Source organism: Bradyrhizobium sp. 1 (assembly GCF_023073315.1).
GTDB lineage: Bacteria > Pseudomonadota > Alphaproteobacteria > Rhizobiales > Xanthobacteraceae > Bradyrhizobium.
In genome coordinates this window covers 138,148-162,284 of the sequence record NZ_JADPJH010000014.1, presented here as the reverse complement: position 1 = coordinate 162,284, position 24,137 = coordinate 138,148, and the positions used below count along the sequence as shown (strand labels likewise).

25 protein-coding genes are annotated in these 24,137 nt (G+C 63.2%); 16 read left to right on the top strand and 9 right to left on the bottom strand.

Annotated elements, in window-relative coordinates:
• Positions 1-21: 21 nt before the first annotated feature.
• The 4 genes from IVB29_RS09355 to IVB29_RS09340 are packed head-to-tail and all read left to right on the top strand — an operon-like array spanning position 22 to position 3,196.
• Complete coding sequence (locus IVB29_RS09355; protein ID WP_247503112.1) at positions 22-690, top strand: sigma-70 family RNA polymerase sigma factor; 669 nt, start codon at positions 22-24, stop codon at positions 688-690.
• A complete protein-coding gene (locus tag IVB29_RS09350; RefSeq protein ID WP_247503111.1) occupies positions 687-1,319 on the top strand; it encodes a ChrR family anti-sigma-E factor in 633 nt (210 codons plus the stop codon). The genes IVB29_RS09355 and IVB29_RS09350 overlap by 4 nt, the downstream gene beginning before the upstream one ends.
• A 28-nt stretch (positions 1,320-1,347) precedes the next feature.
• Positions 1,348-2,160, top strand: coding sequence for a DUF1295 domain-containing protein (locus IVB29_RS09345; protein WP_247503110.1), 813 nt, complete (start codon positions 1,348-1,350; stop codon positions 2,158-2,160).
• A 1-nt stretch (position 2,161) separates the two neighbouring features.
• Positions 2,162-3,196, top strand: coding sequence for a cyclopropane-fatty-acyl-phospholipid synthase family protein (locus IVB29_RS09340; protein ID WP_247503109.1), 1,035 nt, complete (start codon positions 2,162-2,164; stop codon positions 3,194-3,196).
• 4 nt (positions 3,197-3,200) lie between these two features.
• Here the strand turns inward: IVB29_RS09340 and IVB29_RS09335 are convergent, their stop codons facing one another.
• Positions 3,201-3,629, bottom strand: a complete 429-nt coding sequence (locus tag IVB29_RS09335; protein ID WP_346731273.1) for a DUF2177 family protein — start codon at positions 3,627-3,629, stop codon at positions 3,201-3,203.
• 167 nt (positions 3,630-3,796) lie between these two features.
• Entirely contained in the window at positions 3,797-5,302 is a 1,506-nt protein-coding gene (locus IVB29_RS09330) for a CYTH and CHAD domain-containing protein (protein ID WP_247503108.1), read from the bottom strand.
• Positions 5,303-5,472: 170 nt separating this feature from the next.
• Between IVB29_RS09330 and IVB29_RS09325 the strand changes: the two genes are divergently transcribed.
• Positions 5,473-5,610: a hypothetical protein gene (locus tag IVB29_RS09325; protein WP_247503107.1), complete on the top strand. Its 138-nt coding sequence runs from the start codon at positions 5,473-5,475 to the stop codon at positions 5,608-5,610.
• A 140-nt stretch (positions 5,611-5,750) separates the two neighbouring features.
• Here the strand turns inward: IVB29_RS09325 and IVB29_RS09320 are convergent, their stop codons facing one another.
• Positions 5,751-6,128, bottom strand: coding sequence for a response regulator (locus IVB29_RS09320; RefSeq protein WP_247503106.1), 378 nt, complete (start codon positions 6,126-6,128; stop codon positions 5,751-5,753).
• Positions 6,129-6,677: 549 nt separating this feature from the next.
• Here IVB29_RS09320 and IVB29_RS09315 point away from each other — a divergent pair.
• Positions 6,678-7,295: a Crp/Fnr family transcriptional regulator gene (locus IVB29_RS09315; RefSeq protein ID WP_247503105.1), complete on the top strand. Its 618-nt coding sequence runs from the start codon at positions 6,678-6,680 to the stop codon at positions 7,293-7,295.
• 779 nt (positions 7,296-8,074) lie between these two features.
• Here IVB29_RS09315 and IVB29_RS09310 read toward each other — a convergent pair.
• The 3 genes from IVB29_RS09310 to IVB29_RS09300 form a co-directional block, all read right to left on the bottom strand.
• A complete protein-coding gene (locus IVB29_RS09310; protein WP_247503104.1) occupies positions 8,075-8,935 on the bottom strand; it encodes an EamA family transporter in 861 nt (286 codons plus the stop codon).
• Positions 8,936-9,005: 70 nt separating this feature from the next.
• On the bottom strand, positions 9,006-9,566 hold the full coding sequence (locus IVB29_RS09305; RefSeq protein WP_247503103.1) for a TetR/AcrR family transcriptional regulator: 561 nt from the start codon (positions 9,564-9,566) through the stop codon (positions 9,006-9,008).
• Positions 9,567-9,675: 109 nt separating this feature from the next.
• Positions 9,676-10,938 (bottom strand): hypothetical protein, encoded by a 1,263-nt coding sequence (locus IVB29_RS09300; RefSeq protein WP_247503102.1) that lies wholly within the window; start codon positions 10,936-10,938, stop codon positions 9,676-9,678.
• Positions 10,939-11,034: 96 nt separating this feature from the next.
• Between IVB29_RS09300 and IVB29_RS09295 the strand changes: the two genes are divergently transcribed.
• Together IVB29_RS09295 and map are read left to right on the top strand one after the other, a co-directional pair.
• On the top strand, positions 11,035-11,868 hold the full coding sequence (locus IVB29_RS09295) for a transglutaminase-like domain-containing protein (RefSeq protein WP_247503101.1): 834 nt from the start codon (positions 11,035-11,037) through the stop codon (positions 11,866-11,868).
• Positions 11,869-12,018: 150 nt separating this feature from the next.
• Positions 12,019-12,768, top strand: a complete 750-nt coding sequence (gene map / locus IVB29_RS09290) for a type I methionyl aminopeptidase (protein ID WP_247503100.1) — start codon at positions 12,019-12,021, stop codon at positions 12,766-12,768.
• Positions 12,769-12,829: 61 nt separating this feature from the next.
• On the opposite strand, the gene IVB29_RS09285 is transcribed toward map, so the two are convergent.
• The gene (locus IVB29_RS09285; protein WP_247503099.1) at positions 12,830-14,125 is read right to left on the bottom strand and encodes an MFS transporter; all 1,296 of its coding nucleotides are present in this window, start codon (positions 14,123-14,125) and stop codon (positions 12,830-12,832) included.
• 407 nt (positions 14,126-14,532) lie between these two features.
• Here IVB29_RS09285 and IVB29_RS09280 point away from each other — a divergent pair, with 407 nt between their 5' ends.
• The 5 genes from IVB29_RS09280 (at position 14,533) to IVB29_RS09260 (ending at position 17,915) form a co-directional block, all read left to right on the top strand.
• Entirely contained in the window at positions 14,533-15,324 is a 792-nt protein-coding gene (locus tag IVB29_RS09280; RefSeq protein WP_247503098.1) for an AraC family transcriptional regulator, read from the top strand.
• A gap of 146 nt (positions 15,325-15,470) precedes the next feature.
• Complete coding sequence (locus IVB29_RS09275) at positions 15,471-16,337, top strand: alpha/beta hydrolase (protein WP_247503097.1); 867 nt, start codon at positions 15,471-15,473, stop codon at positions 16,335-16,337.
• A gap of 31 nt (positions 16,338-16,368) precedes the next feature.
• Positions 16,369-16,905 carry a hypothetical protein gene (locus IVB29_RS09270; RefSeq protein ID WP_247503096.1) on the top strand — a complete coding sequence of 179 codons (537 nt, stop codon included), beginning with the start codon at positions 16,369-16,371 and terminating at the stop codon, positions 16,903-16,905.
• 153 nt (positions 16,906-17,058) lie between these two features.
• Entirely contained in the window at positions 17,059-17,505 is a 447-nt protein-coding gene (locus IVB29_RS09265) for a hypothetical protein (protein ID WP_346731272.1), read from the top strand.
• A 2-nt stretch (positions 17,506-17,507) separates the two neighbouring features.
• Complete coding sequence (locus tag IVB29_RS09260; RefSeq protein WP_247503095.1) at positions 17,508-17,915, top strand: MAPEG family protein; 408 nt, start codon at positions 17,508-17,510, stop codon at positions 17,913-17,915.
• On the opposite strand, the gene IVB29_RS09255 is transcribed toward IVB29_RS09260, so the two are convergent.
• A complete protein-coding gene (locus IVB29_RS09255; RefSeq protein WP_247503094.1) occupies positions 17,912-18,172 on the bottom strand; it encodes a DUF3551 domain-containing protein in 261 nt (86 codons plus the stop codon). The genes IVB29_RS09260 and IVB29_RS09255 overlap by 4 nt on opposite strands.
• A gap of 1 nt (position 18,173) precedes the next feature.
• On the bottom strand, positions 18,174-18,494 hold the full coding sequence (locus IVB29_RS09250) for a DUF3551 domain-containing protein (RefSeq protein WP_247503093.1): 321 nt from the start codon (positions 18,492-18,494) through the stop codon (positions 18,174-18,176).
• A gap of 255 nt (positions 18,495-18,749) precedes the next feature.
• Here IVB29_RS09250 and IVB29_RS09245 point away from each other — a divergent pair, with 255 nt between their 5' ends.
• The 3 genes from IVB29_RS09245 (at position 18,750) to IVB29_RS09235 (ending at position 24,072) form a co-directional block, all read left to right on the top strand.
• Positions 18,750-19,469: an outer membrane beta-barrel protein gene (locus IVB29_RS09245; protein ID WP_247503092.1), complete on the top strand. Its 720-nt coding sequence runs from the start codon at positions 18,750-18,752 to the stop codon at positions 19,467-19,469.
• A gap of 460 nt (positions 19,470-19,929) precedes the next feature.
• Positions 19,930-23,433: a DNA polymerase III subunit alpha gene (gene dnaE, locus IVB29_RS09240; protein ID WP_247503091.1), complete on the top strand. Its 3,504-nt coding sequence runs from the start codon at positions 19,930-19,932 to the stop codon at positions 23,431-23,433.
• Between the two features lie 117 nt (positions 23,434-23,550).
• Positions 23,551-24,072, top strand: coding sequence for a DUF2846 domain-containing protein (locus IVB29_RS09235; protein ID WP_247503090.1), 522 nt, complete (start codon positions 23,551-23,553; stop codon positions 24,070-24,072).
• The last annotated feature ends 65 nt before the right edge of the window (positions 24,073-24,137 follow it).

Below are 24,137 nucleotides of genomic sequence, written 5' to 3'. Positions count from 1 at the left end.
GCGGCGGACGTATCTGGATGTATGCAAACCACCGGTACAGTAGCTAGGCTAGGGTACGGCAGGCGTCAGCCGGGACCAGGGGAGAGACGGCGGCGATGGGACAGTCGGCCGGAAGCCATCATGCGTTGCGGGGTTGAGTCCATTACACCGCAAATAGCCGCAACCCTGGTTCGTGCCATAGCGTCGCGCGGTGATCGCGAGGCGTTCAAGGACCTGTTTGGCTTCTACGCACCGCGTATCAAGACCGTGCTGATGAGGGGCGGGGCAGCGGCCGAGATCGCCGAAGATCTGGCGCAGGAGACGCTGATCGCGGTCTGGCGCAAGGCCGCCAGCTACGATCCCCAGAAGGCGACTGTGTCCGCCTGGATATTTACCATCGCCAGGAACCTTCGCATCGACCGGTTTCGAAAAGATCAGCGCGCGCAGCTCCATCAGGTGTACGAGCTCATGCTTCCCGCCGAGACTGATCCGCCCGACGTGCCGTTCGAGGCCGTCGAGCGCGAACGCCGTGTGCGCGCCGCGCTGGAGGGCTTGCCGCAGGAGCAGGTCCGCGTGGTGGAGCTGTCATTCTTTGAAGGCAATGCCCATGGCGACATCGCGACGAAGCTCGGCATTCCGCTTGGAACGGTGAAGTCCCGGCTGCGGTTGGCTATGGCGCGCTTGCGCGATTTCCTCGGTGAGAACTCATGACGATCACGCATCATCCAGATGAGGAAACCCTGCTGGCTTTCGCATCGGGCTCGCTCGACGAGCCGCGCAGCGTCGTCGTGGCCGCCCATGTCGCGCTATGTCCTTGTTGCCGGGCGACAGTGGCGGCTTTCGAGCAGTTCGGTGGTGCATTGGTCGAGCGAGCGCCGCCGGCTGCCGCGCGCGCCGGCTCACTGGACGAGACTCTCGCACGGCTGGACGAGGCCGCGCCGCCGGCGCCGGCCCTGCATCAGCCGGAGCCCGATTGTCCTGGTGTCCTTGCCCCCTACGAGGTCGGCCGCTGGCGATGGATCGGCCCTGGCGTTCACTGGAGGAAGGTCGAGGTGCCCGAGAGCGAGGGCACGCGCGTCTTCATGCTGAAGGCTGCGCCCGGATCTTCGCTGCCACACCATGGCCATTCCGGGGTCGAATGGACCTGTGTGCTTCAGGGCGCATTTCGCCACGATCTCGGCCGCTATGGTCCAGGCGATTTTGACGCAGCCGACGATACTGTCGATCACACGCCGCTCGTCGAGGAGGGGGACATCTGCATTTGCCTGGTGGCCATGCAGGGCGACCTCGAGCTGCGCGGGTGGCTCGGACGGCTGCTGCAGCCATTCGTTCGGTTGTGAAGCCGTCGCTATTTGGCTGAGCTGCTGAATGACCGCTTCAACATTCATCATCGGTCTGATCGGCGTCTCGGCGGCGCTCTCGATCATCATGACCGCCGCCTGGCTGGTCTGGCGCGGGTCGCGTAATTCGGGATGGGTCGACACCATCTGGACATTCGGGCTTGGCCTGGTCGGCTTTGCCGGCGCCGTGACGGTCAAGCCGATGCAGCTTCAGAGCGTCCTCGTCGCGGCAATGGCGGCGATCTGGGCGCTCCGGCTCGGGTCGCACATTGCGCGCCGCACGCGGGGCATCACGGATGATCCGCGCTATGCCAAGCTCATTCGGGAGTGGGGCGCCGACGCAACATCGCGCATGCTCGGGTTGTTGCAAAAGCAGGCACTCGTCAGCATTCCACTCGCGCTGTCGATGTGGCTCGCGGCAGCCGCGCCCGGTCCGGTCCATCCGGTGCAAGCCGCGACCGCTCTTCTGATTTTTGTCGTGGCCATCGCCGGGGAAGCCGCCGCTGACGAGCAGCTGCGCCGATTCCGACATGACCCAGGCAACGAAGGGAGGATTTGCGACGTCGGGCTGTGGAGGTGGTCGCGTCATCCAAACTACTTCTTCGAATGGCTCGGCTGGCTCGCCTATCCCGTTCTGGCCATCGATCCCACGGGAAGCGACCTCTGGGGCTATTTTGCGCTTGTTGCCCCGCTCTGCATGTACTGGCTGCTCGTCTATGTCTCCGGCATTCCGCCGCTGAAAGAACACATGCTGGCCAGTCGGGGCGATGCATTTCGGAAGTACCAGACGGCAACGAACGTATTCTTTCTCGGGCCGCGGAAGACATCGACGGGAGGCTAGTTTGACATTGACGGAGATCGCGATCCGACTCGGCGAAGCGTTGCCGTGGCCGGACAGCGTCAGCGCAGCGGTCATCACTCGCCTGGTCGAATGCACGCAGCGTGACCTGGCGCAATCCTCGCGCTGTTCGGACGCGAGTTTCGCCCGTGAGATTGCCGCGCTTCCGATTGCGACCAACACCGCTGAAGCCAATGCCCAGCATTACGAGATTCCCGCGCGGTTCTTCGAGCTGATACTGGGCCCACAACGAAAATACTCCAGCTGCTTCTATGGCGACGATCTCGACACGCTGTCGCAGGCTGAAGCGCGCGCGCTGGATATGACTGCCGAGCACGCAAAATTGGCGGATGGGCAGGATGTTCTCGAACTGGGTTGCGGCTGGGGCTCGTTGTCTCTGTGGATGGCGCGGCGCTATCCCAATTCGCGCATCACGTCGGTGTCGAATTCGGCCTCGCAGCGGGAGTTCATCCTACGCCAGGCCGGTGCGGCCAACATTCGCAACCTGTCGGTGATCACAGCCGACATGAACGAATTCGTGCCCCAGGGCCAATTCGACCGAATCGTCTCCGTGGAGATGTTCGAGCACATGCTCAATTGGCGGCTGCTGCTGACGCGCCTGCGCGCTGCGTTGGCTCCCGAAGGCCTGCTGTTCCTTCACATCTTCACCCACAAATACGGGTCTTATCGGTTTTCGCCTGAGAACCGCGCGGACTGGATTGCGCAGCATTTCTTCACCGGCGGCATCATGCCGAGCTACCGGCTGATCCGGCAGTTTGAGGATCTCTTCATCGTGGATGCCGAGTGGCAGTGGAACGGCCGGCATTACGCAAAGACGGCCCGGGACTGGCTGGCCAATTACGATCGATATCGAGCCGAAATTTTCGAGGTGCTGAGACAGGTCTACGGCAAGGACGCGCGTCTTTGGCAGCGGCGATGGCGCTTGTTCTTTCTCGCCACCATCGGCCTGTTTGGTCACGCCGGCGGCGAGGAGTGGCAAGTCGGCCACTATCGGCTGTCGCCGACACGTCCAGCCTGAGCCTTCAGTCGTGCGCAACGGCGCGAACGACGAGAAAGCTGACGAAGGCTGCAAAAGCGGAGGCCGCCGCGCCGTAGGCGATGTCGAGCGCCGTAATCTGCAGCGTCCAATTGCGCAGCGTTGCAAAATTGGTCAGGTCGTAGGTGGCGTAGGCGATCGCTCCGAACAGCGCGGCCAACCCGGCGACGGAGGCCATTGAATCCGACTTCAGTCCCGGCATGACGGCGAAGGCGAGAAGTCCAATGGGATAAATCGCATAGAACGTCACGGCTGGGACCACCCGGAGATCGGTCAGCAGGATATCGCCAAGCGTCGGACGATAGAGCGCAGGCCCCACCAAGCTCAGCCAGATGACGTCGATCGCGCCAAAGGCGATCAGCGCGGTGATATAGCCGACCACATAGGCCATCGTGCTCTCCGAAATTGCCGTCATCCCGTATACGTCCGCCAGAGGGGCTTGGATCAGTGCTGTGGCAGCCCGGAATTCGTCAAGCGGTGGGACGAGCGCGAGATCGGCAGAGCTTGGCAGTTTGGAGGTCGGGAACCCAAGAGCTGTCAGGATCGCCCGTGGCAGAGGAGCCCACGGCGGTGCTCCAAAAGTCACTTGCCCGGTTCGATACTCAGGCGACGCAATCTGTGCAGCTGCTTCGATGCGTCCGCGATCAAGTCCTGAGCCGCCTCGCGTTCCTGGCCCACGATGAATCCCGATGCAAAAGCCTGTGCGCGGCGGTTCGCGGGAGGCGCCGACAACGCGGCCTCGGTCGCCAACTCGCGATGCGCCGCGAAATCGTTCAACGATCCCAAGGCGGATTGAATCCGCTTCAGCCGGTCGGAAAGGCCGGCGAGCTCGTCCTGGTCGCGATCCCGGTAGAGGTTTCTGAAGAAGTCGACGGCATAGCGGATTTTCTTGATCTTGATCCGCAATTTGTGGCGCTGCCCTGGATCGAGGTCGCTCAGCTGCTTGCCTTGCTTTCGCGCCTTCTTCACCCGCCGGTCGAGCACGGCCCCGGCATAGGCGGCGATGGTTCGATCATCAGCGCTGCGGGGGCGTTCGCGGTCTATCCACTCGGCCGCATCAATCAAAAGGCGGCGGTAACGGGCCGAATCGACCGCGTCACGGGCGCGCCGGAAGGCCGCCGTTCGCTGCCTGGAAAACTCCTTCCGGATTGCGCGAGAGCCGCGTTTCGGGACGTCCTGGTCGGCAATCGGCTGAATGCTCTCCTTCAGGAAAACGTCGATTTCTCGCGCCGGCGCGAGCTCGCCCGTAAGCCATTTGAGTTCAGCCTTGATCCGGGCCGTGCTCGCGCGCAGCAGGATGTCGTCGAAGAGCGAGATGGCCGCTCGCAGCCGCCGCAGGCCGACCCGCATCTGATGGACTCCTTCGGAGTCCATCTTGCGCACTGGATCGGCGTTGGCGGTGATGTGCCGAAGCGTCGAATGGGCGATCACACGGAAGGCATCTTGCGGTGAAAGCTCGTGCTTCAATCCGATCGGCTCGGCGCGTTGTGCGCCTTCGCCCTCTCGCGCGAGGAGCTGGTAACCTCGCTCGGATTTCGAGCGCAGATCAAGCTCCGCGCCCGTCTTGCGTTCGATATCTCGCGCCAAACGAAACAGATCTGCGACGTGCCCGGACTTCAGCTCAAGTTCAAGCTCGGCGATAGGTCGCGAGCGACGGCCGGCGCCGATCCGGCCGCGGTCGACCGCAAGCTCGATCCGGCTCCTGCGGACCCGCCGTTCCTCAGCCGTCCGATGCACGTCGGTCTGAAACACCGACCTGAGCTTGCGAGGCAGTTTTTTGGTGGCCACGCGCTCGAGCGCGGTATTTTTCATTTGCTTGAGGTCAGGCTTTGCGCCGCTGACCTCATGCTCCCATTCGCCACGCGTCACGCTCCCCATGCCGCTCGCCTTCACGGTTTGTACGTAGCGGTCTTCGATCTTGCGGACCCGAAGCGTGAGGCCATTTCGTCTGAGCTTGTGCTTGCTCGTATCGTAGTAATTCGACACCAGCGTTTGCTCGGACCGATGGCGCCGCCCACTGCCGTTCCGCAACAAGGATGCCAGCTTTCGTGGCGCAACCTGAAATTTGAGTTCCGTTTCTGTGTTCATGAAGGGCGCTTTCGTGATTCGATTTCAAAGTAGCGCGATGGGGAGAAGTTCCGCGTGCGGCCGCATTTCGGTCCGAGGATGAAGGCCGCGCAGCGGTCTTGAAAATTTCACGGAACCTCGTATGCGCGCGGTCGATTGATGGCTCGACATCTCATCCGCCGGAGGCTTTCGTGAGCAGAACGAACATTCTCGCGATCCTCGTCATCCCGCTCGTCCTGGCCGGCGGTGCCGCCGCCCTCTATCGTTTGGATACCGGTCAAGGAACCCGTACCAGCCGGACGATCTCGGCAAAGACGGCGTCGGACTGAAGCTATCCATCAATGTTCGCAATGCAGAGCGTGTCACCGCCGAGGAGGTCTTCGCGTTCGATCGGCCCAGGGAGGACGGTCGCAACATGCTGCTCCTGAGGATGACCGACAAACCGAGGCGCAACGCCGGCGCCATGTTTTCATTTTCCCATCATCTCGCCCAGCAGGTCGGTGAGGTCGGCCACGGGATACGGCTTTCGCAGATAGCGCCCGCCCTGCGGTAAGTCGTCGTCGCGCAATTTGACCTGACCGGACGTGGCGATGATCCTGATGGGCGGCCAACGGAAGCTGATGAGGTGGGCAAGCTTCAGGCCGTCGATCGAGCCTGGCATCTGAATATCGGTAAAGACCGCGCGGATATCCGATCGCTTTTCGAGTATCGAGATGGCTTCGGTTGCACTGCCGGCCTCGACAACGTCAAACCCCGCCTCCTGAAGGGCTTCGGCGGCCGTCCACCGCAGCAGAACCTCGTCCTCGACAACGAGCACGAGGGGTCGAGTGCAGGCGTGATGCTGCATGACGTGGCTTCCTCGGCAATATCGCAGAATGCGCCGGTGTGCCCGCTTCCTCGGGCAGATGCGCTTCACCCTGTTCCTTTGTCGGATACCGAACAAAGGCGGTGTCACGTGAACGAACAACGAATTCCGTCGTTAGTTCCGGCCCCGAGGCAAATTATGGCCGAGCAGGGGTGTTTTTCCTGATCGGCGAGCCCGCTCCAGTTGCGCGCAGCTGGCGCGGCTTTGTCGTGCAACGTACATATGGAGATTGGAGACGCGAATAGTTCACACCAACGCGCCAGAAAGGACTATATTTACGGGAGTATCCGCGGAAATGGCCGAAGACTGGCCCAAGACGGATACCGGACCGACAAGGGCTTGTGCCGATCCTAGTATCAGGCAAATCCCCGCGGAGCGCCCCCTCGGAGTGCGCAATCATCCCCCTGCGGTATCACGCCCGACCGATCGGGCCGAAAGCCGCATTTGCACGCACCTTCGCCCAGTTCGCTGGATAACAGGCTACTTGCGTCGTTGCCACGCAAGGATTTCGACGCGCTCGAGCCGCATTTGGTGACGAGGTCGTTGGTGCAAGGCGAAGTCATCTACGAGGCCGGCGCCGAGGTCGACCACGTTTATTTCCCTCACAATGGCATGCTCTCGATGCTCGCGGTGATGCGGGACGGCAAGGCAATCGAAACCGCGACGGTCGGGCGCGAAGGCGTGGTCGGTGCAATGGCCGGACTGGGTCTATACACGTCGCTCGTTCGCGTGGTCGTCCAGTTGCCGCTTCAGCTCAGCAAGATCGGTGCGGCGCCGTTCAGGAAAGCGGTCGGTACCAGCGATGCGCTTCGCGATCTGTGCGTGCGCTACAACGAAGTCATGCTGACGCAGGCCCGCATCACCGCCGCCTGCAATGCGCTGCATCAGGTCGACGAGCGCTTCTGCCGCTGGCTGCTGCAATCCTCCGATCGCGCCGCGAGCGATACGGTTGCCCTGACCCAGGAACTGCTCGCCGAAATGCTGGGCGTCCGCAGGACCTCCGTCACGGAAGTCGCGCGCAGGATGCAAGACAAGGGCGTGATCACATATGCGCGCGGCGTCATCAAAATCCTGGATCGGGACGCACTGAGGCTATTGTCCTGCGAGTGCTACGAGACCCTGCTGGAGCATGAGGCAACCCTCACCTGAAACCCTTGGTCCCGGCCACGGCAGGCGGCGATACCAGAGGACCGGTGGCCGTTCGCCTGGTTTCGATATGTCCGCAACCGATGCACTGGAGGGTTCTGTCCTCGAAACCATTGGCCTCGACGACCACGTCGGTGCTGATCATCCGCATCTGACATTTGGGGCACCGTGGACGTATCGGCAACAGCTCGGGATCTGGTTTCGACATAACGGCCTCAGCCCGTCTTTCCGATTTCGCGGAACGCCGCCTCGACCCGCCGCACCGTCTCCGGCGCGCCGCGCCGCTCGAGCCAGAGCAGCCCCATCGCCATTTGCCTCAGATCGTTTCTCGCATGCCCAACCGGCAATTTTCGTGCCCTGCGGAGCGCGTCCGTGGCCTGTTTCCTGAGGGGCGAAGGTGCGTCGGGTTGGCCGGTGGACATGGCGGTTACCTGTCGGCAGACAACAACGTGTTCATGGCGGCAGCAGTCTCGAGCTGTCTGATCTTTTCGCGCAGATACTCTCGTTCAGGACCGTCCGAAAGCTGAGAGGCCTCTGCCTCGAGACGCGCTTTGGAGGCGGCAATATAGCTTTCAAATGTGTGCGGTTCGGATCGTCGCCGTCTCTTCATGACCGTAAACTCGCGCGGACCAGGCGCCGGACAGCCTTGAAGGAAATTTAGCGCTCCCGATCGCTCGATGTCTGTCCGCTACCGGACTCCTCGACGGTATTTTCCGGTCCGGGCCGATTGCGACGGGGGGCCCCGTCGGCGCACTTACGAAGCTTGTGATCTACACGCCGGTCTAGGTTATGCGAACACCCGGTCTCAGTTGCGTCATGGCGACGCCCGCGATCGCGAGCAGCCCACCGGCAATCAACTTCGGCGTCACGCGGTCGCCGAGGAACACTACGCTCGACATCAGGGCGAACACCGGAAGCAGCAGACCGAAGGGCGCGACGCGGCCCATGGAGCAACGGGCGATCAGCCAGAACCAAAGGCCAAACCCGACAATTCCTCCGATGAAGATCGTGTAGGCGAGTGCCAGCCAACCGCGTTGATCCGCCGTGGCAAGGCTCGCCAGCTGTCCATGTTCAAGCAGCAGCGACATCACCATGACCTGCGGCACCGTGAGCAGCGACGACCACCCCATCAACATCAGGGGATCAAAAGGGCCGTAGCGCTTCGTCAAGACGTTGGACACCGCGAACGCGAAGGCTGCCCCGACCACAAGCAGCAGCGGAAGCGCGTTTGCCGACAGGCCAGGCTCCGCCGCCAACACCACCACACCGGCGAAGGCAAGTGCCACGCCGGCAGACGTGGTGAGAGACGGCCGCTCCGCGAGCAGCGGCCAGGCCAGCAGGACGGTGAAGGGCGTGGCGAGTTGAATTGCGACGGCCGACATGCTTCCCGAGCCGAGGCCGAGGCCAACATAGAAGAGCCCGAAGTTCAGTCCACCAAGGAAAAACGAAATCGCTGCGATCGGGCCAAACTGCTGACGTGTGGGCCTTTTGACAAAGGGAACAAGCAACAGCGCCATGGCCAGGAAGCGCAATGCGAGGAAGAAGAGCGGCGGAAACTCCATAACGCCAACTTTGATCGCCACAAATTGATAACCCCAGAGCAAGGGGACGACCACCGCGCAGACGATCTGAATGGCAGACATGGCATCGTTCTTTTCAAGACCATTCGGTCTAGATATAGGCGTGCGAACAGCGGAAACGTCCATGGTTTGTCTACCTGATGAAGCGGTCGAGAAAAGCGTCAACGGTCGCTTGCGAAATGATCCGTGTCGGTGCCGTTTTACCGACCACCCGCAGGCCCTCGACGAAACAGACGAGAATTCGGGCGGCACTCGAAGGCTCGACACCATCGGCCAGCTTGCCAGCCGCCTTCGCACGGGAAAGCGCATCAGCCACCCTGGCCTCCATGGCTTTGAAGAAGCTCCCGATGCGACGATCAACGTCGGCATCACGTCCAGCCAGTTCCATGGCCGTGGCTACCAGCAGGCATCCGCGCCGACCATTGGCACCGCTGTTGCGCTCAACATAGCCGGCAAGGTAGGCCCGCAGGCCGTCGACCGGCTCTCTGCGGGGGTCAAGTTCGATATCCATCCGTGTCAAAGCAATGGCAATGTAACGGTCGAGCGCCAGCAAGAACAGCGAGTGCTTGTCACCGAACGCGGCGTAAAGGCTGCCGCGCGAGAGCTTCGTCGCACGAAGAAGGTCCGGCAGCGCCGTGGCGTGATAGCCGTGCGACCAGAACACATTCATCGCGCGTTCGACAGCGGCGTCCATGTCGAAACTTCGGGGGCGGCCGCGGGGCAATGGCGCGGGAGTCTGGCGGTTCATTGTTGATATATAGACCCATTGGTCGTTAAATCGCAAGGGACAGGTTCTAGGCAGCTTACGGCGTCGGTGCCGTCGGTGCCGTCGGCGGCGTGGTGCCGAGGTTCGGCACCGTGGCCGGCCAGGGGCCGATCGGGTTGAGCGTCGACAGAGCGCAGGATGATTTGAGCTGCGTCCACGCCGCAGTCAGACCCGTCATGTCGATGTCGAATTTCGTCGTGTCGGTCTTGTCGTCCGGCATTGTCGTGGTTTCGCGGACATGCAGGACGCGGGACGCCAGCATTGCCTTGACCGTGTCGGCGTCGGTGCTGCCGCGCCAGACCTCGTACTTGCCGGACCGCACCGGAGATCCTCCGGCCTGCTTGCCCGCTTCGGCATCCGCCGTCATCAGGATCGTGCTCTTGCCGGCGGTCGCCTCGTCGATCTCGCCCGCGAATGTCAGCGGCACCCGCGTCCTGTTTTCGCAAGACAGCCGCCACTCCATCATACGGAACGAGGTGCCGTTCTCCTTCTTCAGCACCGCGAACTTGCGGACGAACGGCCGCGCTTCCTTCTCCAGCTTCCACGTCGTCTCGGCCAGCGGCCGCGTGTCGATGCCGAAACGATAGAGCTCCGGCCGCGTCAGCACGTGCAGGTTTTCGAACTTCACTGTCTGGATGAGGTCATCGAGCTCGCGGCTGATTCCCATTGCCGCGATGAACGCGGTGCGGTCGCGCTCGCCGCTCGCGATCCGGCGCCGCCGGGCCTCTGCAACCACCTGCGGAGGCGGATTGCCGTGAAAAAGGAGCGTCAGCCTGGAATTATGCACCGCCACTGCGGCGTCGGGGGCCACCTCGCGAGATGTCGCTCCGATCAACAGAAAGCCGCAGGCCGAGTTGCACATGGCGCGGTAGGTGGTGAGTTCGGCCTCGACCTCACCGCTTGTATTCTTGACCTTCAGGCAGGCAGCGTCCACCTGCGTGCCCGAGGCGCATGCCGTCACAATCGTCCGGCCGACGCGCGCGACCGCCTTGCGGCTGCGCAGCAGCCGTCCGATCGCGTAGGATTGGTCCACATTGCCGCCGGGCGAATGAAAATAGATCGGACGCTGCATGTCCTTGACGCCGGCGAGGAAGCGGCGAATGCGCGGCGCGGCCTCCTGATCGATCTGGCCCTCGATGGCGATCCAGCGGTCGCAGCCCGGCCCGCACGCGTCGGGAGCTCCCTTGGCAAGATAGATCGTGAGCTTCGATACAAATCCGGCTTTCTCGGCCGGAGTTTCTGCACGCAATGCGCCGGGAAGCAACAGCGAGACAATAAGAAGCAGGATACGGACGGGCATGAAACGGTCGACTACCACGCAGTGCATAATCGAGACTGAGGCTATGCGACGATCGGCGCTTTCACAACTTGCGGTGGCACCAAGGTGTGTGTTTATTTGGCCGACATCCGGGTGGGCAAGGTTGCTGTCCTGGACTTGTCGGCCTGGGGCGCAGAGCAGTCGGGCATTCGTCAGCATGTGCAAATGACCGAACTCGCGACTCCCGATCGTTATGCCAGCCACAGCGTGTTCACCGATCCCGGCGCTTACGCGACCCTGATCGGTGGCCTGCCGCGGGACATTGCAGCGTTGTGCCGCACCTTGCAGGGCCTCCTGATCCACGAAGCATGGATCGAGAGGCAGGGATTGGACCCCGCCGACTTCTCCGGCCAAAGCCGAGCCACGTTGCCTGTGGCCCGGCGCCTGGAGCAACTTCTGACGATTGCCCCGGGGCCACTGAGCATCGCCCGGCCGGGTGCGTCGAGGGCATTGGCGACGTGCCGGGACTTTTCGCTGATGATGTGCGCTGTGCTGCGGCATCACGGCAGGCCGGCCCGCCTACGCTGCGGCTTCGGCAAATATTTTACCGGGCATCCCCTCCACGATCATTGGGTTTGCGAATATTGGGCCCGGGATGCGCAGCGCTGGGTGCTGGTCGATGCCGAGCTCGACGAGCTGCACCGCAGCCTGCTCAAGTTCGATTTCGATCCGACGGATGTGCCTCGCACCGAGTTCATCACGGGCATCGAGGCGTGGAAGCGATGCCGCAGCGGCGCCATCGACCCGGCGCAGCTCGGTCACGGCTCGACGACCCGGTCTGTTCTTTGCCCGCGTCAACTTGGCGCGCGATCTGCTCGCACTCGCGGGGATCGAGACCTCGGCATGGGATACATGGCGCGCGGCGGACGAGCCGAACCGGGCATTGGACGACGCTGCCTTGTCGCTCTGTGACGGCATGGCGCAGCGTGGTGAGGAGGGGGCCATCGAAATCGCGCCGTCGCTGGCCGCGCCACCCTGGCAGTAGACATTCAAGATCGGCCCTCGCGTTTGCAAGCCGGGTTCACAAGCGCTATGTCCGGTCCTTTCGGAAAGAGCCCTGATATGACGATCTCTGATGACAACGATCTCACGCGCCTCAAGGAGATAGGCTGCATCGTCGCCAATACCCTGGAGGCGATGGGGAAGGCGCTCGAGCCGGGCATCACCACGGGCGAGCTGGACCAGATCGGACGAAAGCTCCTGGAGGCCGCAGGCGCCCGTTCGGCGCCGGAGCTGGCCTATGACTTCCCCGGGGCGACCTGCATCAGCGTGAATGAGGAGATCGCTCACGGCATCCCGGGTGACCGGCGGATCGCGCGCGGCGATCTCGTCAATATCGACGTGTCAGCCGAGAAGAACGGCTTCTTTGCGGACACGGGCGCCTCGTTCGCCGTTCCGCCCGTGACCCGCGCGATCGAACGCCTTTGCAGGGATGGTAGGCGGGCGATGTGGACGGGTCTGCAGCAGGTCGGCGCCGGCAAACCGATCGCCGGCATCGGCAAGGCCATCGGGACCTTTGCGCAGAAGAACGGTTACAGCCTGGTCAGGAATCTCGCCAGCCACGGTGTCGGCCGGTCGCTCCATGAGGAGCCGACGGAGATCGCAACATGGCCCGACCGCTCCGAACGCCGCGTCATGAGCGACGGCCTGGTGTTCACCGTCGAGCCGTTCCTGTCCCTGGGCGCCGAGTGGGCCCAGGATGGCGACGATCCGTGGACGCTCTACAGCAGCCCCGAAGCGCCGACCGTCCAGTTCGAGCACACCGTGATCGCAACCCGAAACGGACCTTTGATCGTCACGCTGGCCGGTTAGGGCGACCGAGTCGGAATCTGGTCACGTAAGACGCCGTGGCAAAGCTGAGTGCACGTCGCCCTTACGCCACAGAATCCCTCGCGCGGCTGCGGCGATCCGGCGCCAACGCTGGCGCGAGCGGCGCAGTCTCGTGCGGCGAGGTGATATCGACCGGAGCAGGTCTGGCATCGCGCCAGGCGACGATCCAGATCAGGAAGCCCAGGAGCGCGAGCGCAGCGCCGACCGGACCGGTGGAGGTCCAGCCGAAGCCTTCGCGAATGGCGAGCCCGCCCAGGAACGGGCCGAGCGCATTGGCGGTGTTGAACGCCGAATGGTTCAACGCGGCGGCAAGTGCCTGTGCGTCTCCCGCGACGTCCATCAGCCGCGTCTGCAGGATGGCGCCGATCGAGACGCCGGTGCCGATCGCGAAAACGTCGATCGCCAGCAGCCAGGGATTGCCGGCGGCAAGCGGAAACACCAGCAGCGCGATTGCCGAGAACAACAGGATGATGCCCGCCGTCGGCATCAGCGCACGGTCGGCGAAGCGCGGCACGAACAGATTGCCGAGCGTGGCGCCGACGCCGAACACGGCCAGGAAGAGCGGGATGACCTCCGCGTTCACCTTGGTGACCTCAATCAGCGTCGTCGCCAGATAAGTGTAGACGGCGAACATGCCGCCGAAGCCGATGGCGCCGATCGCGAGCGTGATCCAGACGCGGCCGCTCTTGAGAGCGCCGAGCTCGCGCAGCGGATCCGACCGGCCGGCCTGGTCGCGCGGCGCGAACAGGGCGCACAGCAGCACCGTGAGCAGCGCAAGCACCGACACGAGGCCAAAGCTCGCGCGCCAGCCGACGGCCTGGCCGATCCAATTGGCCAGGGGCACGCCGATGATGGTGGCAATGGTCAGGCCGAGCATGACCTGACCGATCGCCTGCGAGCGGCGCTGTTGCGGAACCAGCGAGGCCGCGACCAGCGCGGCGACGCCGAAATAGGCGCCATGCGGCAAGCCCGACAGAAAGCGCGCCGCGATCATCCAGCCAAAGCCAGGTGCAAGCGCGGTGAGCGCATTGCCGATCGCGAACACGGCCATCAGCACCAGCAGCTGTGTGCGGCGGGCGAAGCGCGCGCCGAGCACCGCAATCAGGGGCGCGCCCAGCACGACGCCGAGCGCGTAGGCGCTGATGGCGTGCCCCGCGGTCGGCTCGTCGATGTGGAGGTCGGCCGCGAAAAACGGCAGCAGGCTCATCGATGCGAATTCGGTGGTTCCGATCGCAAAGCCGCCCATCGCGAGCGAGAACAGGACGATGGCTAGGTGAGGGGGCGCCGAGGCCGAAGTCGACTTTGCTCGGCGTGAGGTCGCGTGAGGCGAGATCGTCATATGTCCTGCAATGGTGGCGTCAACGGGAACCAGCCCAGTGAACGTCGCCACCCCCTGCAAGATTTGTCTGTCGTACTTAAACGCGGATCAGTCTGCGTCAACACCGGAGGCCCGATGCAGGGCTGACCGCATATCAGCTTCCCGATTTGCGTGTGGCCACCACGCGATCGCAGTTTGTCGATATTGCGACAATCCTCGATCGTGCGGCGTGACCGTTTTTCGTTCACGTGCCGTGCATGCCGCCGTGTATGCTATGGATACAGCGCCTTGCCGGTTTGGAATGGAGTACGCTCGATGCAGCAGCGCCTTGTAGGCGGCAGCTACGAAAGCGCGGTGATCGGAAGATTGGTCTGCCTCCGACGATTCTGGCGCGGACTGCGTCCGTTGCGCCGATCGGATTCACGCGGTTGGCGAGCGCGCAGGCGATGCAGGGCCCGGCCAAGAACGTCCCGCCCGAGCATGCGTTCTCGCTCCATGTTCCGCTTCTGCCGGTCGCCGTGGATCTCTGGATCGACGGGCGGCATCACCTGACGAAGCAGGTGAATCCAGGCGACACGTTCCTGTTCGACCTGCGCAGCAATCCGGTCTCCGAAATCCACGCACCGTTCGACATCATCCGATTCTACATTTCCCAGGCGTCACTCGATGAACTCGCCTTCGATCAAGGGATTTCGCGTACAAAGGGGCTGATCTCACCTGGTCAGGGCGTTTATGACAGGGTGATGTACGGGTTGGCCAACGCTCTCCTCGATCAGGTCGAGCGCGCCGACGAACGCAGCACTCTGTTCATCGACCACGTCGCGCTGGCGTTTTATGCCCACGTCATGAGGGCATACGGCAACGCCACCCTGCCGGACGCGCCGGTTTCGGGAGGATTGTCGCCCTGGCAACTTCGTCGGGTAATCGACTTCATCTCGGCGCACCTGGATGGCGATCCCACCATCGCGGAACTGGCACGCGAATGCGCACTGTCGCCGGGCTATTTCGCACGCGCCTTTCGACGGACCACCGGGATTACACCACACCAATGGCTGGTTCGAAAACGGGTCGAACGGGCGAAGGCGTTGTTGCTTGCGGGAACGCTGGGCCTTGCCGAGATCGCATTCATGTGCGGGTTCGTCGATCAAAGCCATTTCACGCGTGTCTTCACGAAGCTCGAGGGCGACAGCCCCGGACGATGGCGGCAGACGCATCGTTGATTTCGCCGGCGATGATGCGCGTGGCCATGTGCGCCTTCAGGTCGGTTTTTTGAAAAAGACGACGTCACGAATATCCAATCCAAACGGCTTGGCCTGACTGATCCTTGGCATCGAAACGCGGCGCTTCAAGCCGCGGCGAGGGTGTCATGGACGGCAAACCGGTTTTCAGCGAGCATCGGATTCCACGTGAACAGGGTAGCGTTTACGTCCGCGACTATGACGGCACGGGGCCGGCGTTCGTCCTCATGCACGGCTTTCCCGACAATCTTCATATCTACGACGATCTCATCCCTTATTTGACGGCTGCCGGCCGGCGCGTCGTCGCATTCGATTTCCTGGGCTTTGGCGGATCCGACAAGATAGCTGCGTCCTACAGTTTCGCGCAGCAACTCGGCGATCTCTCCGCGGTGATCCAGGCGCTGGGGCTCGGCCAGGTCGTTCCCGTCGGACATGATTCGTCGGGTGCTGCCGCGATCAATTTCGCGATCGAACATCCCTACAAGGTCGCCTCACTCTGCATTCTCAATTCGGCTTACGACAATTCGCCGCTCAACGCCTGGCCAGAGATGATCGTGCTGTTTGCCGATCCGGCGCTCAGGGCGCTCGCGCTCGCCACCGCGCAAAGTCCTGCGCAGTTCGGCTGGCTGCTGGACTGGCAGCGGGCGAAATTCGCCGAGCCGCTTCCGGCCGCTCAAAAGCAGCACTTCGAGCAGTTCATGGCCCCGTTGATCGCCGACAATTTCGTTCGGCCGCCGAGTTCTGGTCCTGCCTTCCTGCAGATGGGAGCGCAGTTCTACGAGGAATTGAGGCGCAACAGCACTCGCCTGCATCTGCTCGGGACGCTCGACCTTCCGGTGAAGGTCATCTGGGGAGAGCTCGATCCCTATTTCTCGACGGCGATGGGCAAGGAGCGGGCCGCTCATTTTAAGCACGGCTCGTTCCATCCGGTGCCGGCGGGACACTGGCTCCAGTCGGACATGCCGGAACGCGTCGCCGAACTGATGCTGTCGTGATCGTCCCTCCCACATCGAAGGATTAGCCATCATGAGCAAGACACGCGCGCGGGCTTCCCGATATCGCCGGGCGGTCCTGGGACTTGCAGCCGCAGCGACGGCGGCGGTGTTGCTGGCGCAGCCGGACGCTCGGGCCGCGTCGCGATCGGCTGATCCATTTGGCGAACGGCGCCACCAACACGCAACCAACGTAGAAAAGAAGGACTTGATCAAAATGTCAGAGAACAAGGCATCCCCAGGCTCGGCCGAGATGGTCGCGGCAAAGACCCTCACGACGAAGGTGCTTGCCATCGGCACGTGGACCGCCAAGGCAACGCCCCAGACCATTCCCGCTGTCATGCCGTCGGAGGCATACGACACGATGCGCCTGATGCTCGCCGGAAAGATCGATCAGTGGTTCGCCAAGAACGACGGGTCCGGTGCGGTTTTCCTGATGAATGTGACGGATTCCGCCGAGGCCCACACGCTGCTGGAGAAGCTGCCGCTGGGGCAGGCCGACATGATGACGTTCCAGCTCATTCCCGTCGGCCCGCTCTGGCCCCTGGGTCTGCTGGTGCCGGCGAAATAACAACGCCCAGATAGCGTCGAGCCGTCGGAAGCGATCACATCAAATGAGCTTCGCTCCGGCGGCCGCCAAATTCCGATCGACTACTCCAGTTGGGACACCATCATGTTGGGCATGAGTTTGGCCACTTTCACGTTCTTGCACGTGTTGATCAGTTTGATCGGCATCGCCGCCGGGGTGGTTGCAGCGGTTGGATGGTTGAAGGCCGATCCGTCGCGAACTTCGACGGCGGTCTTTCTGGCGGCTACGATATTGACGAGCGTCACGGGCTTCTTCTTCCCGGCGCCAAAATTGCTGCCGTCGCACATCGTCGGGCTGATTTCGCTGGCGATGCTGGCGCTCGCGACGTTCGCCTATTTTGGCAGGCACCTCTCGAGCATCTGGCGTCCGATCTTTGCGATCACCGCCGTGCTGTCATTGTACCTGAATGTGTTCGTCCTCCTCATTCAGTCCTTCCTGAAAATCCCGCTGTTGACATCGTGGGCTCCGACGCAGACTGAGCCCGCGTTCCTGGTGGTGCAGGGATCGGCGCTTGTCGTCTTCATCGTTCTGGCGATCCTGACCACCGTGCGGTTCCGGCCGACACAACTGGCTGCGATCTGACAGTGAAATTTACGCCCGAACTTTATTGTCTGACTCTGATCTCCGCGGCGACGGCGCTGATGTGGGTGCCTTACGTGCTCGCGCGCATGACGACGCACGGCGTGATGCGCGCAATCGGCACGCCTGGTGCCTGCTATCCCGTTGATGCGCCATGGGCCGACAGGGCGCGCCGAGCCCACATCAATGCAATCGAGAATCTGGTGGTGTTTGCACCATTGGTGCTCGTGGGCGCGATCATCGACGTCAGCAACAGAGCCACCGTGCTATCGGCTCAGGTCTACGTTGTTGCGCGCCTCGCTCACTATGTCATTTACGCTGCGGGCATTCCCGTCATCCGTACATTCGCGTTCCTGACCGGTGCATGCGCGACGATTGTTCTTGCCATCGCATTGCTGCTGAGCCGCACCTAGAGAGAATTTGTGCGCCTCGGCCGACGAGGAGCTGCCGGCTTTTTTTCCACAAAATACGGGTTCACTGCGCAACTCGCGGAACGGCCGGTGGCGAGATATCTGCACTGCTCGAGCGAGGCGTAGCGGCAGTCGAAATAGCCGACGGGACCGTAGATCTGCATGCAGACGGGGTAGCTCGGATCATAGGTCTGCGCGTGCGCGGACGCGCTCGCGAAGAGCAGGCCGATCGCGGCGAGCGCGAGGCCAGCGCGGCGCATCTCAGCGCGGGAGGTAATAGCCGGACGAATAGCCCGGCGACTGCGCGCGTGGACGGTTCTGATAGGCGTAGGGATCATCGCTCTCACCTCCGAAATAGGGATTCGCGAGGCAGGTGAGCGCGCGGCCCGACGCGCTCGCCTGGCACTGCGCATAAGTGTCGAACGTGCAATTGCTCAGTCCCGGCCATTCATTGCCGGTGAGGCAGAACGCGTGATGCGTCCCGAACGCGCGTGCGGGTGTGCTTGCGTGCAGCGTGAGCGCGAATGTGGCGATTGCGAGCGAAAATGTGGCAACAATGGGGAGGGTAAACAGTGCACGCATTTTCGATTCTCCAATCACACGATCGTGCGCGCGGCATCATTACGCGCGTTCGCAGTGTATGCCGTGCAGAAGACATTGGAACTGCTGAAAACTCATGTTTCAAAGGGTTTCTCGGGCGCGCATCTAAAATGTTCATTAATGAACACAGGGCCTTTGGTCCTGACTGTGGCGTCGAGGTTACAGCAATTCTGTCGCGCGCTGTTATGACGACGCCACGGCCCGGGGGCCTAACGACGAAACTGGAACGGGAATCAAATGAACAAGAATCTGTTGCTTGCTGCTGTGAGCCTCGTCGCGCTCGGCGCGACTGCGCCGGCGCTTGCTGCTGACCTCGCTGCGCGGCCTTACACCAAGGCGCCCGCGATGATCGCCACGGTCTATGACTGGAGCGGCTTCTACATCGGCATCAACGGCGGCGGTGCCTCGTCGCACGCGACCTGGGATCTGATCGGCGTCGGCCGTGAAGGTTCGCACGATGCGACCGGCGGCACGGTCGGTGGCCAGGTCGGCTACCGCATGCAGTCGGGCCAGTGGGTGTTCGGCGTGGAAGGCCAGGGCAACTGGGCCGACTTCTCCGGCAGCCACACCAGCGCGCTCACCGGCTTCAACAATCACACCAAGATCGATTCGTTCGGTCTGATCACCGGTCAGGTCGGCTACGCCTGGAACAACGTCCTGATCTACGCGAAGGGCGGCGCGGCGGTTGTCGGCACCAAGTACGACGTGTCCTTCGCGGGCGTGCAGACGGCTTCGGCCAGCGATACCCGTTGGGGCGGCACGATCGGCGCAGGCCTCGAATACGGCTTCGCTCCGAACTGGTCGGTCGGCGTCGAGTACAACCACATCTTCCTGAGCGGCCACGACCAAACCCTGACCGGTCTGCTGCCGCAGTTCGAGCACATCAAGCAGGACGTCGACATGGGTCTCGTCCGCCTGAACTACAAGTTCGGCGGCCCCATGATCGCCAGGTACTGAGACTGATCGCTCATTTCGAGCGGTTGTCGAAAGCCCCGGCCGCTGGCCGGGGCTTTTTTTATTGTTTGAATTCAGCGAGTTAACCATCGCATTTTGAGATAAGCGAGAGCGCTTGACTCCAAAGAACGAAATGAGAACAATGTTCTTCATACGTTCTAGTGATGGAGCAAGCCATGTTCAGGATTTTCGTGGAAGAAGCCGCAGCCCTGGCGTCGATCGCGCTGTTCGTCGGAATGATCGCGATCTGGGCCCAAGTCATACCGCAACTCTGATTCCCGGCTCTGGGGCAGGCCTGGGGAAAAGTGGGACGACGCGGCTGATCGGCTGCTCCGGCGTGGACTCTGGCAGCGCGACACCCCACCATTGTGAGGCGAGTCGGCCGGGTGGGGGCAGGGTGCTCCCATAATCTCCTGGAGCCGGCGACCGCTCCATCTCATCTGCAAGAGGCCGTCAGCCGACCATGCCGAGCGCCGGATTTGTCCACCTTCACGTTCACTCGGCCTATTCGCTGCTCAAGGGCTCGATCAAGATCGCCAAGCTCGCCGAGCTTGCCAAGAAAGACCACCAGCCGGCGCTGGCGCTGACCGACACCGACAATCTGTTCGGCGCGCTGGAGTTCTCCGACAAGATGGCGGGCTCCGGCATCCAGCCGATCGTCGGCTGCGAACTCGCGATCGATTTCGGCGACCAGGATCCTAACGCGCGCAACGCGCTTCCGCCCTCGCGCGTGGTGCTGCTCGCCGCGCAGGAGCGCGGTTACCGCAGCCTGATGCGGCTGAATTCCCGCGCGTTCCTCGAATCGCCCGACAGCCACGCGCCGTTCATCAAATTCGATTGGTTCGACGGCGAGACCGAAGGTCTGATCGCACTGACCGGCGGCCCGGACGGGCCAATCTCGCTCGCGCTTGCGAGCGGTCAGGCCGAGGTTGCGGCCGCGCGCTGCGAGCGACTCGCCGGCCTGTTCGGTGACCGGCTCTACATCGAATTGCAGCGGCACAATCTCGACAAGGAGCGGCGCGTCGAGAGCGCGCTGATCGACATCGCCTACGCCAAGGGCCTGCCGCTGGTCGCGACCAACGAGCCGTATTTCGCGTCGACCGACGATTACGAGGCGCATGATGCGCTGCTGTGCATCGCCGGCGGCCGGCTGATCGCCGAGACCGATCGCTTGCAGCTGACGCCCGATCACCGTTTCAAGACGCGTGCAGAAATGGCGGTGCTGTTCGCCGACATTCCGGAGGCGCTGGCCTCGACGGTCGAGATCGCCGAGCGCTGCTCGTTCCGCCCGATGACGCGCAAGCCGATCCTGCCGTTCTTCACGGTCGGCGCCGCCGCAAGCTCCGATGCCGCCGCGGTCGAGGCGGCCGAGTTGAAGCGCCAGGCGGAGGAGGGGCTTGCCAACCGCCTGCGCGTGCACGGCCTGTCGCAGGGCACGACGGACGAGGACTATAACAAGCGCCTGGCGTTCGAGCTCGACGTCATCATGCGCATGAAGTACGCGGGCTACTTCCTGATCGTGGCCGACTTCATCAAATGGGCGAAGGGCCAAGGCATTCCCGTCGGTCCGGGCCGCGGCTCCGGCGCAGGCTCGCTGGTGGCCTGGGCGCTGACCATCACCGACCTCGACCCGATCAAGTTCGGCCTGCTGTTCGAGCGCTTTCTCAATCCGGAACGCGTCTCGATGCCGGACTTCGACATCGACTTCTGCCAGGACCGCCGCGGCGAGGTGATCAAGTACGTCCAGGAGCGTTACGGCCGCGACCAGGTCGCGCAGATCATCACCTTCGGAACGCTGCAGGCGCGCGGCGTGCTGCGCGACGTCGGCCGCGTGCTGCAAATGCCTTACGGCCAGGTCGACAAGCTGACCAAGCTGGTGCCGCAGAATCCGGCCGCGCCCGTCACGCTGGCGGCCGCGATCGAGAGCGAGCCAAAGCTTCAGGCGTTTCGCGATGAAGATCCGGTGGTGGCGCGCGCCTTCGACATCGCGCAGCGCCTCGAGGGCCTGACCCGCCACGCCTCGACGCACGCGGCCGGCATCGTGATCGGCGATCGCCCCTTGAGCGAACTCGTGCCGATGTACCGCGATCCGAAGTCGGACATGCCGGTGACCCAGTTCAACATGAAATGGGTCGAACCGGCGGGCCTCGTGAAGTTCGACTTCCTCGGCCTGAAGACGCTGACGGTGCTCGACGTCGCCTGCAAACTGCTCAAGCCGCGCGACATCCATGTCGATCTGGCGACGCTGCCGATCGACGATGCCGACAGCTACCAGATGCTGGCGCGCGGCGAGGTGGTCGGCGTGTTCCAGGTTGAAAGCCAGGGCATGCGGCGCGCGCTGGTGGACATGCGGCCCGACCGTTTCGAGGACATCATCGCGCTGGTCGCGCTGTATCGCCCGGGTCCGATGGCGAACATCCCGACCTATTGTGCGCGCAAGCATGGTGACGAGGAGCCGGAATATCTGCATCCCGTGCTGGAGCCGATCCTCAAGGAAACCTTCGGCGTCATCATCTACCAGGAACAGGTGATGCAGATCGCGCAGGTGATGTCGGGCTATTCGCTCGGCGACGCCGACCTGCTGCGCCGCGCCATGGGCAAGAAGATCCGCGCCGAGATGGAGAAGCAGCGCGAGATCTTCGTTGCGGGCGCGGTGAAGAACGGCGTGCCGAAGGGGCAGGCCGACACCATCTTCGAGCTGCTGGCGAAATTCGCCGACTACGGCTTCAACAAGAGCCACGCGGCGGCCTACGCGCTGGTGTCCTATCACACCGCCTACATGAAGGCGCATTATCCGGTGGAGTTCATTGCGGCGTCGATGACGCTCGATCTGAACAACACGGACAAGCTCTCCGAATTCCGTTCCGAGGCGCAACGCCTCGGCATCAAGCTCGAGCCGCCGAACATCAACCGTTCGGGCGCGACCTTCGAGGTCGGCGAGAAGACGATCTATTACGCGCTCGCAGCGCTCAAGGGCGTCGGTATCCAGGCCGTCGAGCAGATCATCGAGGAGCGGACGAAGAAGGGGCTGTTCACCTCGCTCGCCGACTTCGCCGCGCGGGTCAATCCGCGCGCGGTCAACAAGCGCATCATCGAAAGTCTCGCCGCAGCCGGCGCCTTCGACACGCTGGAGCCGAACCGTGCCCGCGTCTTCGCCGGTGCGGATGCGATCCTTGCCGCCTGCCAGCGCGCGCATCAGGCCGAGACCATCGGCCAGAACGATATGTTCGGCAGCTCGGCGGATGCGCCGACCATCATGCTGCCGCAGATCGAGCCGTGGCTGGCGGCCGAGCGGTTGCGCCGCGAATATGATGCCATCGGCTTCTTCCTGTCGGGCCATCCGCTCGACGATTACGCGACCGTCCTGAAGCGCCTGCGCGTGCAGTCATGGGCCGAGTTCTCGCGCGCGGTGAAGACCGGCGCCACCGCCGGCAAGGTCGCTGCCACGGTCGTGTCGCGCATGGAGCGGCGCACCAAGACCGGCAACAAGATGGGCATCATGGGACTTTCCGATCCCACGGGCCACTTTGAGGCGGTGCTGTTCTCCGAGGGGCTCGCGCAATATCGCGACGTGCTGGAGCCGGGCGCCGCCGTGCTGCTTCAACTGGGGGCCGAGCTCCAGGGCGAGGACGTGCGTGCGCGCGTGCTGCATGCCGAGCCGCTGGATGATGCCGCCGCCAAGACACAGAAGGGCCTGCGCATCTTCGTGCGCGATACCAAGCCGCTGGACTCGATCGCCAAGCGTCTGGCCGGTCCCGAGGTCGCGGGCACGAACGGCGCCGCGCCAAAGATCGGCAGCCCCGGCATCGCGCCGCGCTCGAGCGGCGACGGCGAGGTCTCGCTGGTGATGATGCTCGATCTCGAGACCGAGGTGGAGATGAAGCTGCCCGGCCGTTTCAAGGTCTCGCCGCAGATCGCAGGCGCCATCAAGGCGGTTGCGGGCGTCGTGGATGTGCAGCAGCTGTAGCCGATCGGCGCGCGTTGCGGCCGGCCCGGTATTTATGAAGTTGTCATATTGGGACGGTTGCAACCTTTCGCTGATTCCGGCTAGCATGATCCCCGGGGAAGTTTCTGGGGGCGCTTGATGTTGCTGCGTGGGCTGGTGCTGCTGATGGCGGCGGCATTGCTGTGTGGTTGTGAGACCGCGAGGAGCGGGCTGGATTATTCGGAGACCTTGCGAAAGGTCGGGCCGCCGAAGGCGGGGCAGGCACGCGTCGTCGTGCTGCGCGAAAAAGGCTATGGCGGCCTCGCCGATGGGGCCTTTGATTTCACCCTCGATGGTACGCCGCTCACGGGCCTCAAGACCGGGACCTATGTCTACGTCGATCGTCCGGCCGGCCCGCACCAATTCGTGGCGCAGGAGATGGGTTTCCCGGGCGTCACGCGCGTCGATTTCGCAGCGCAATCGGGACAGACCGTGTTTTTCGTGGCGCGCTTCAGCGACCGGAAGAATGCGGTGATCGCGAATGCGAGCACGGGAGTGCTGGGCTATGGTCTCACGCTCGCGATGACGGCCGGTTACAAGAACCAGGGGCCGATGGATTTTCTGGCGCTCGATGAGACCGCCGCGCGAACGACGATCGCGGAGTTGCGGCTGGCGCAGTAAAGGCGCAGGGTTTCGTGACGCTAGCGCAGCCCGCAGGTCTGTGCTGATCGTCCAACCATTGAGGC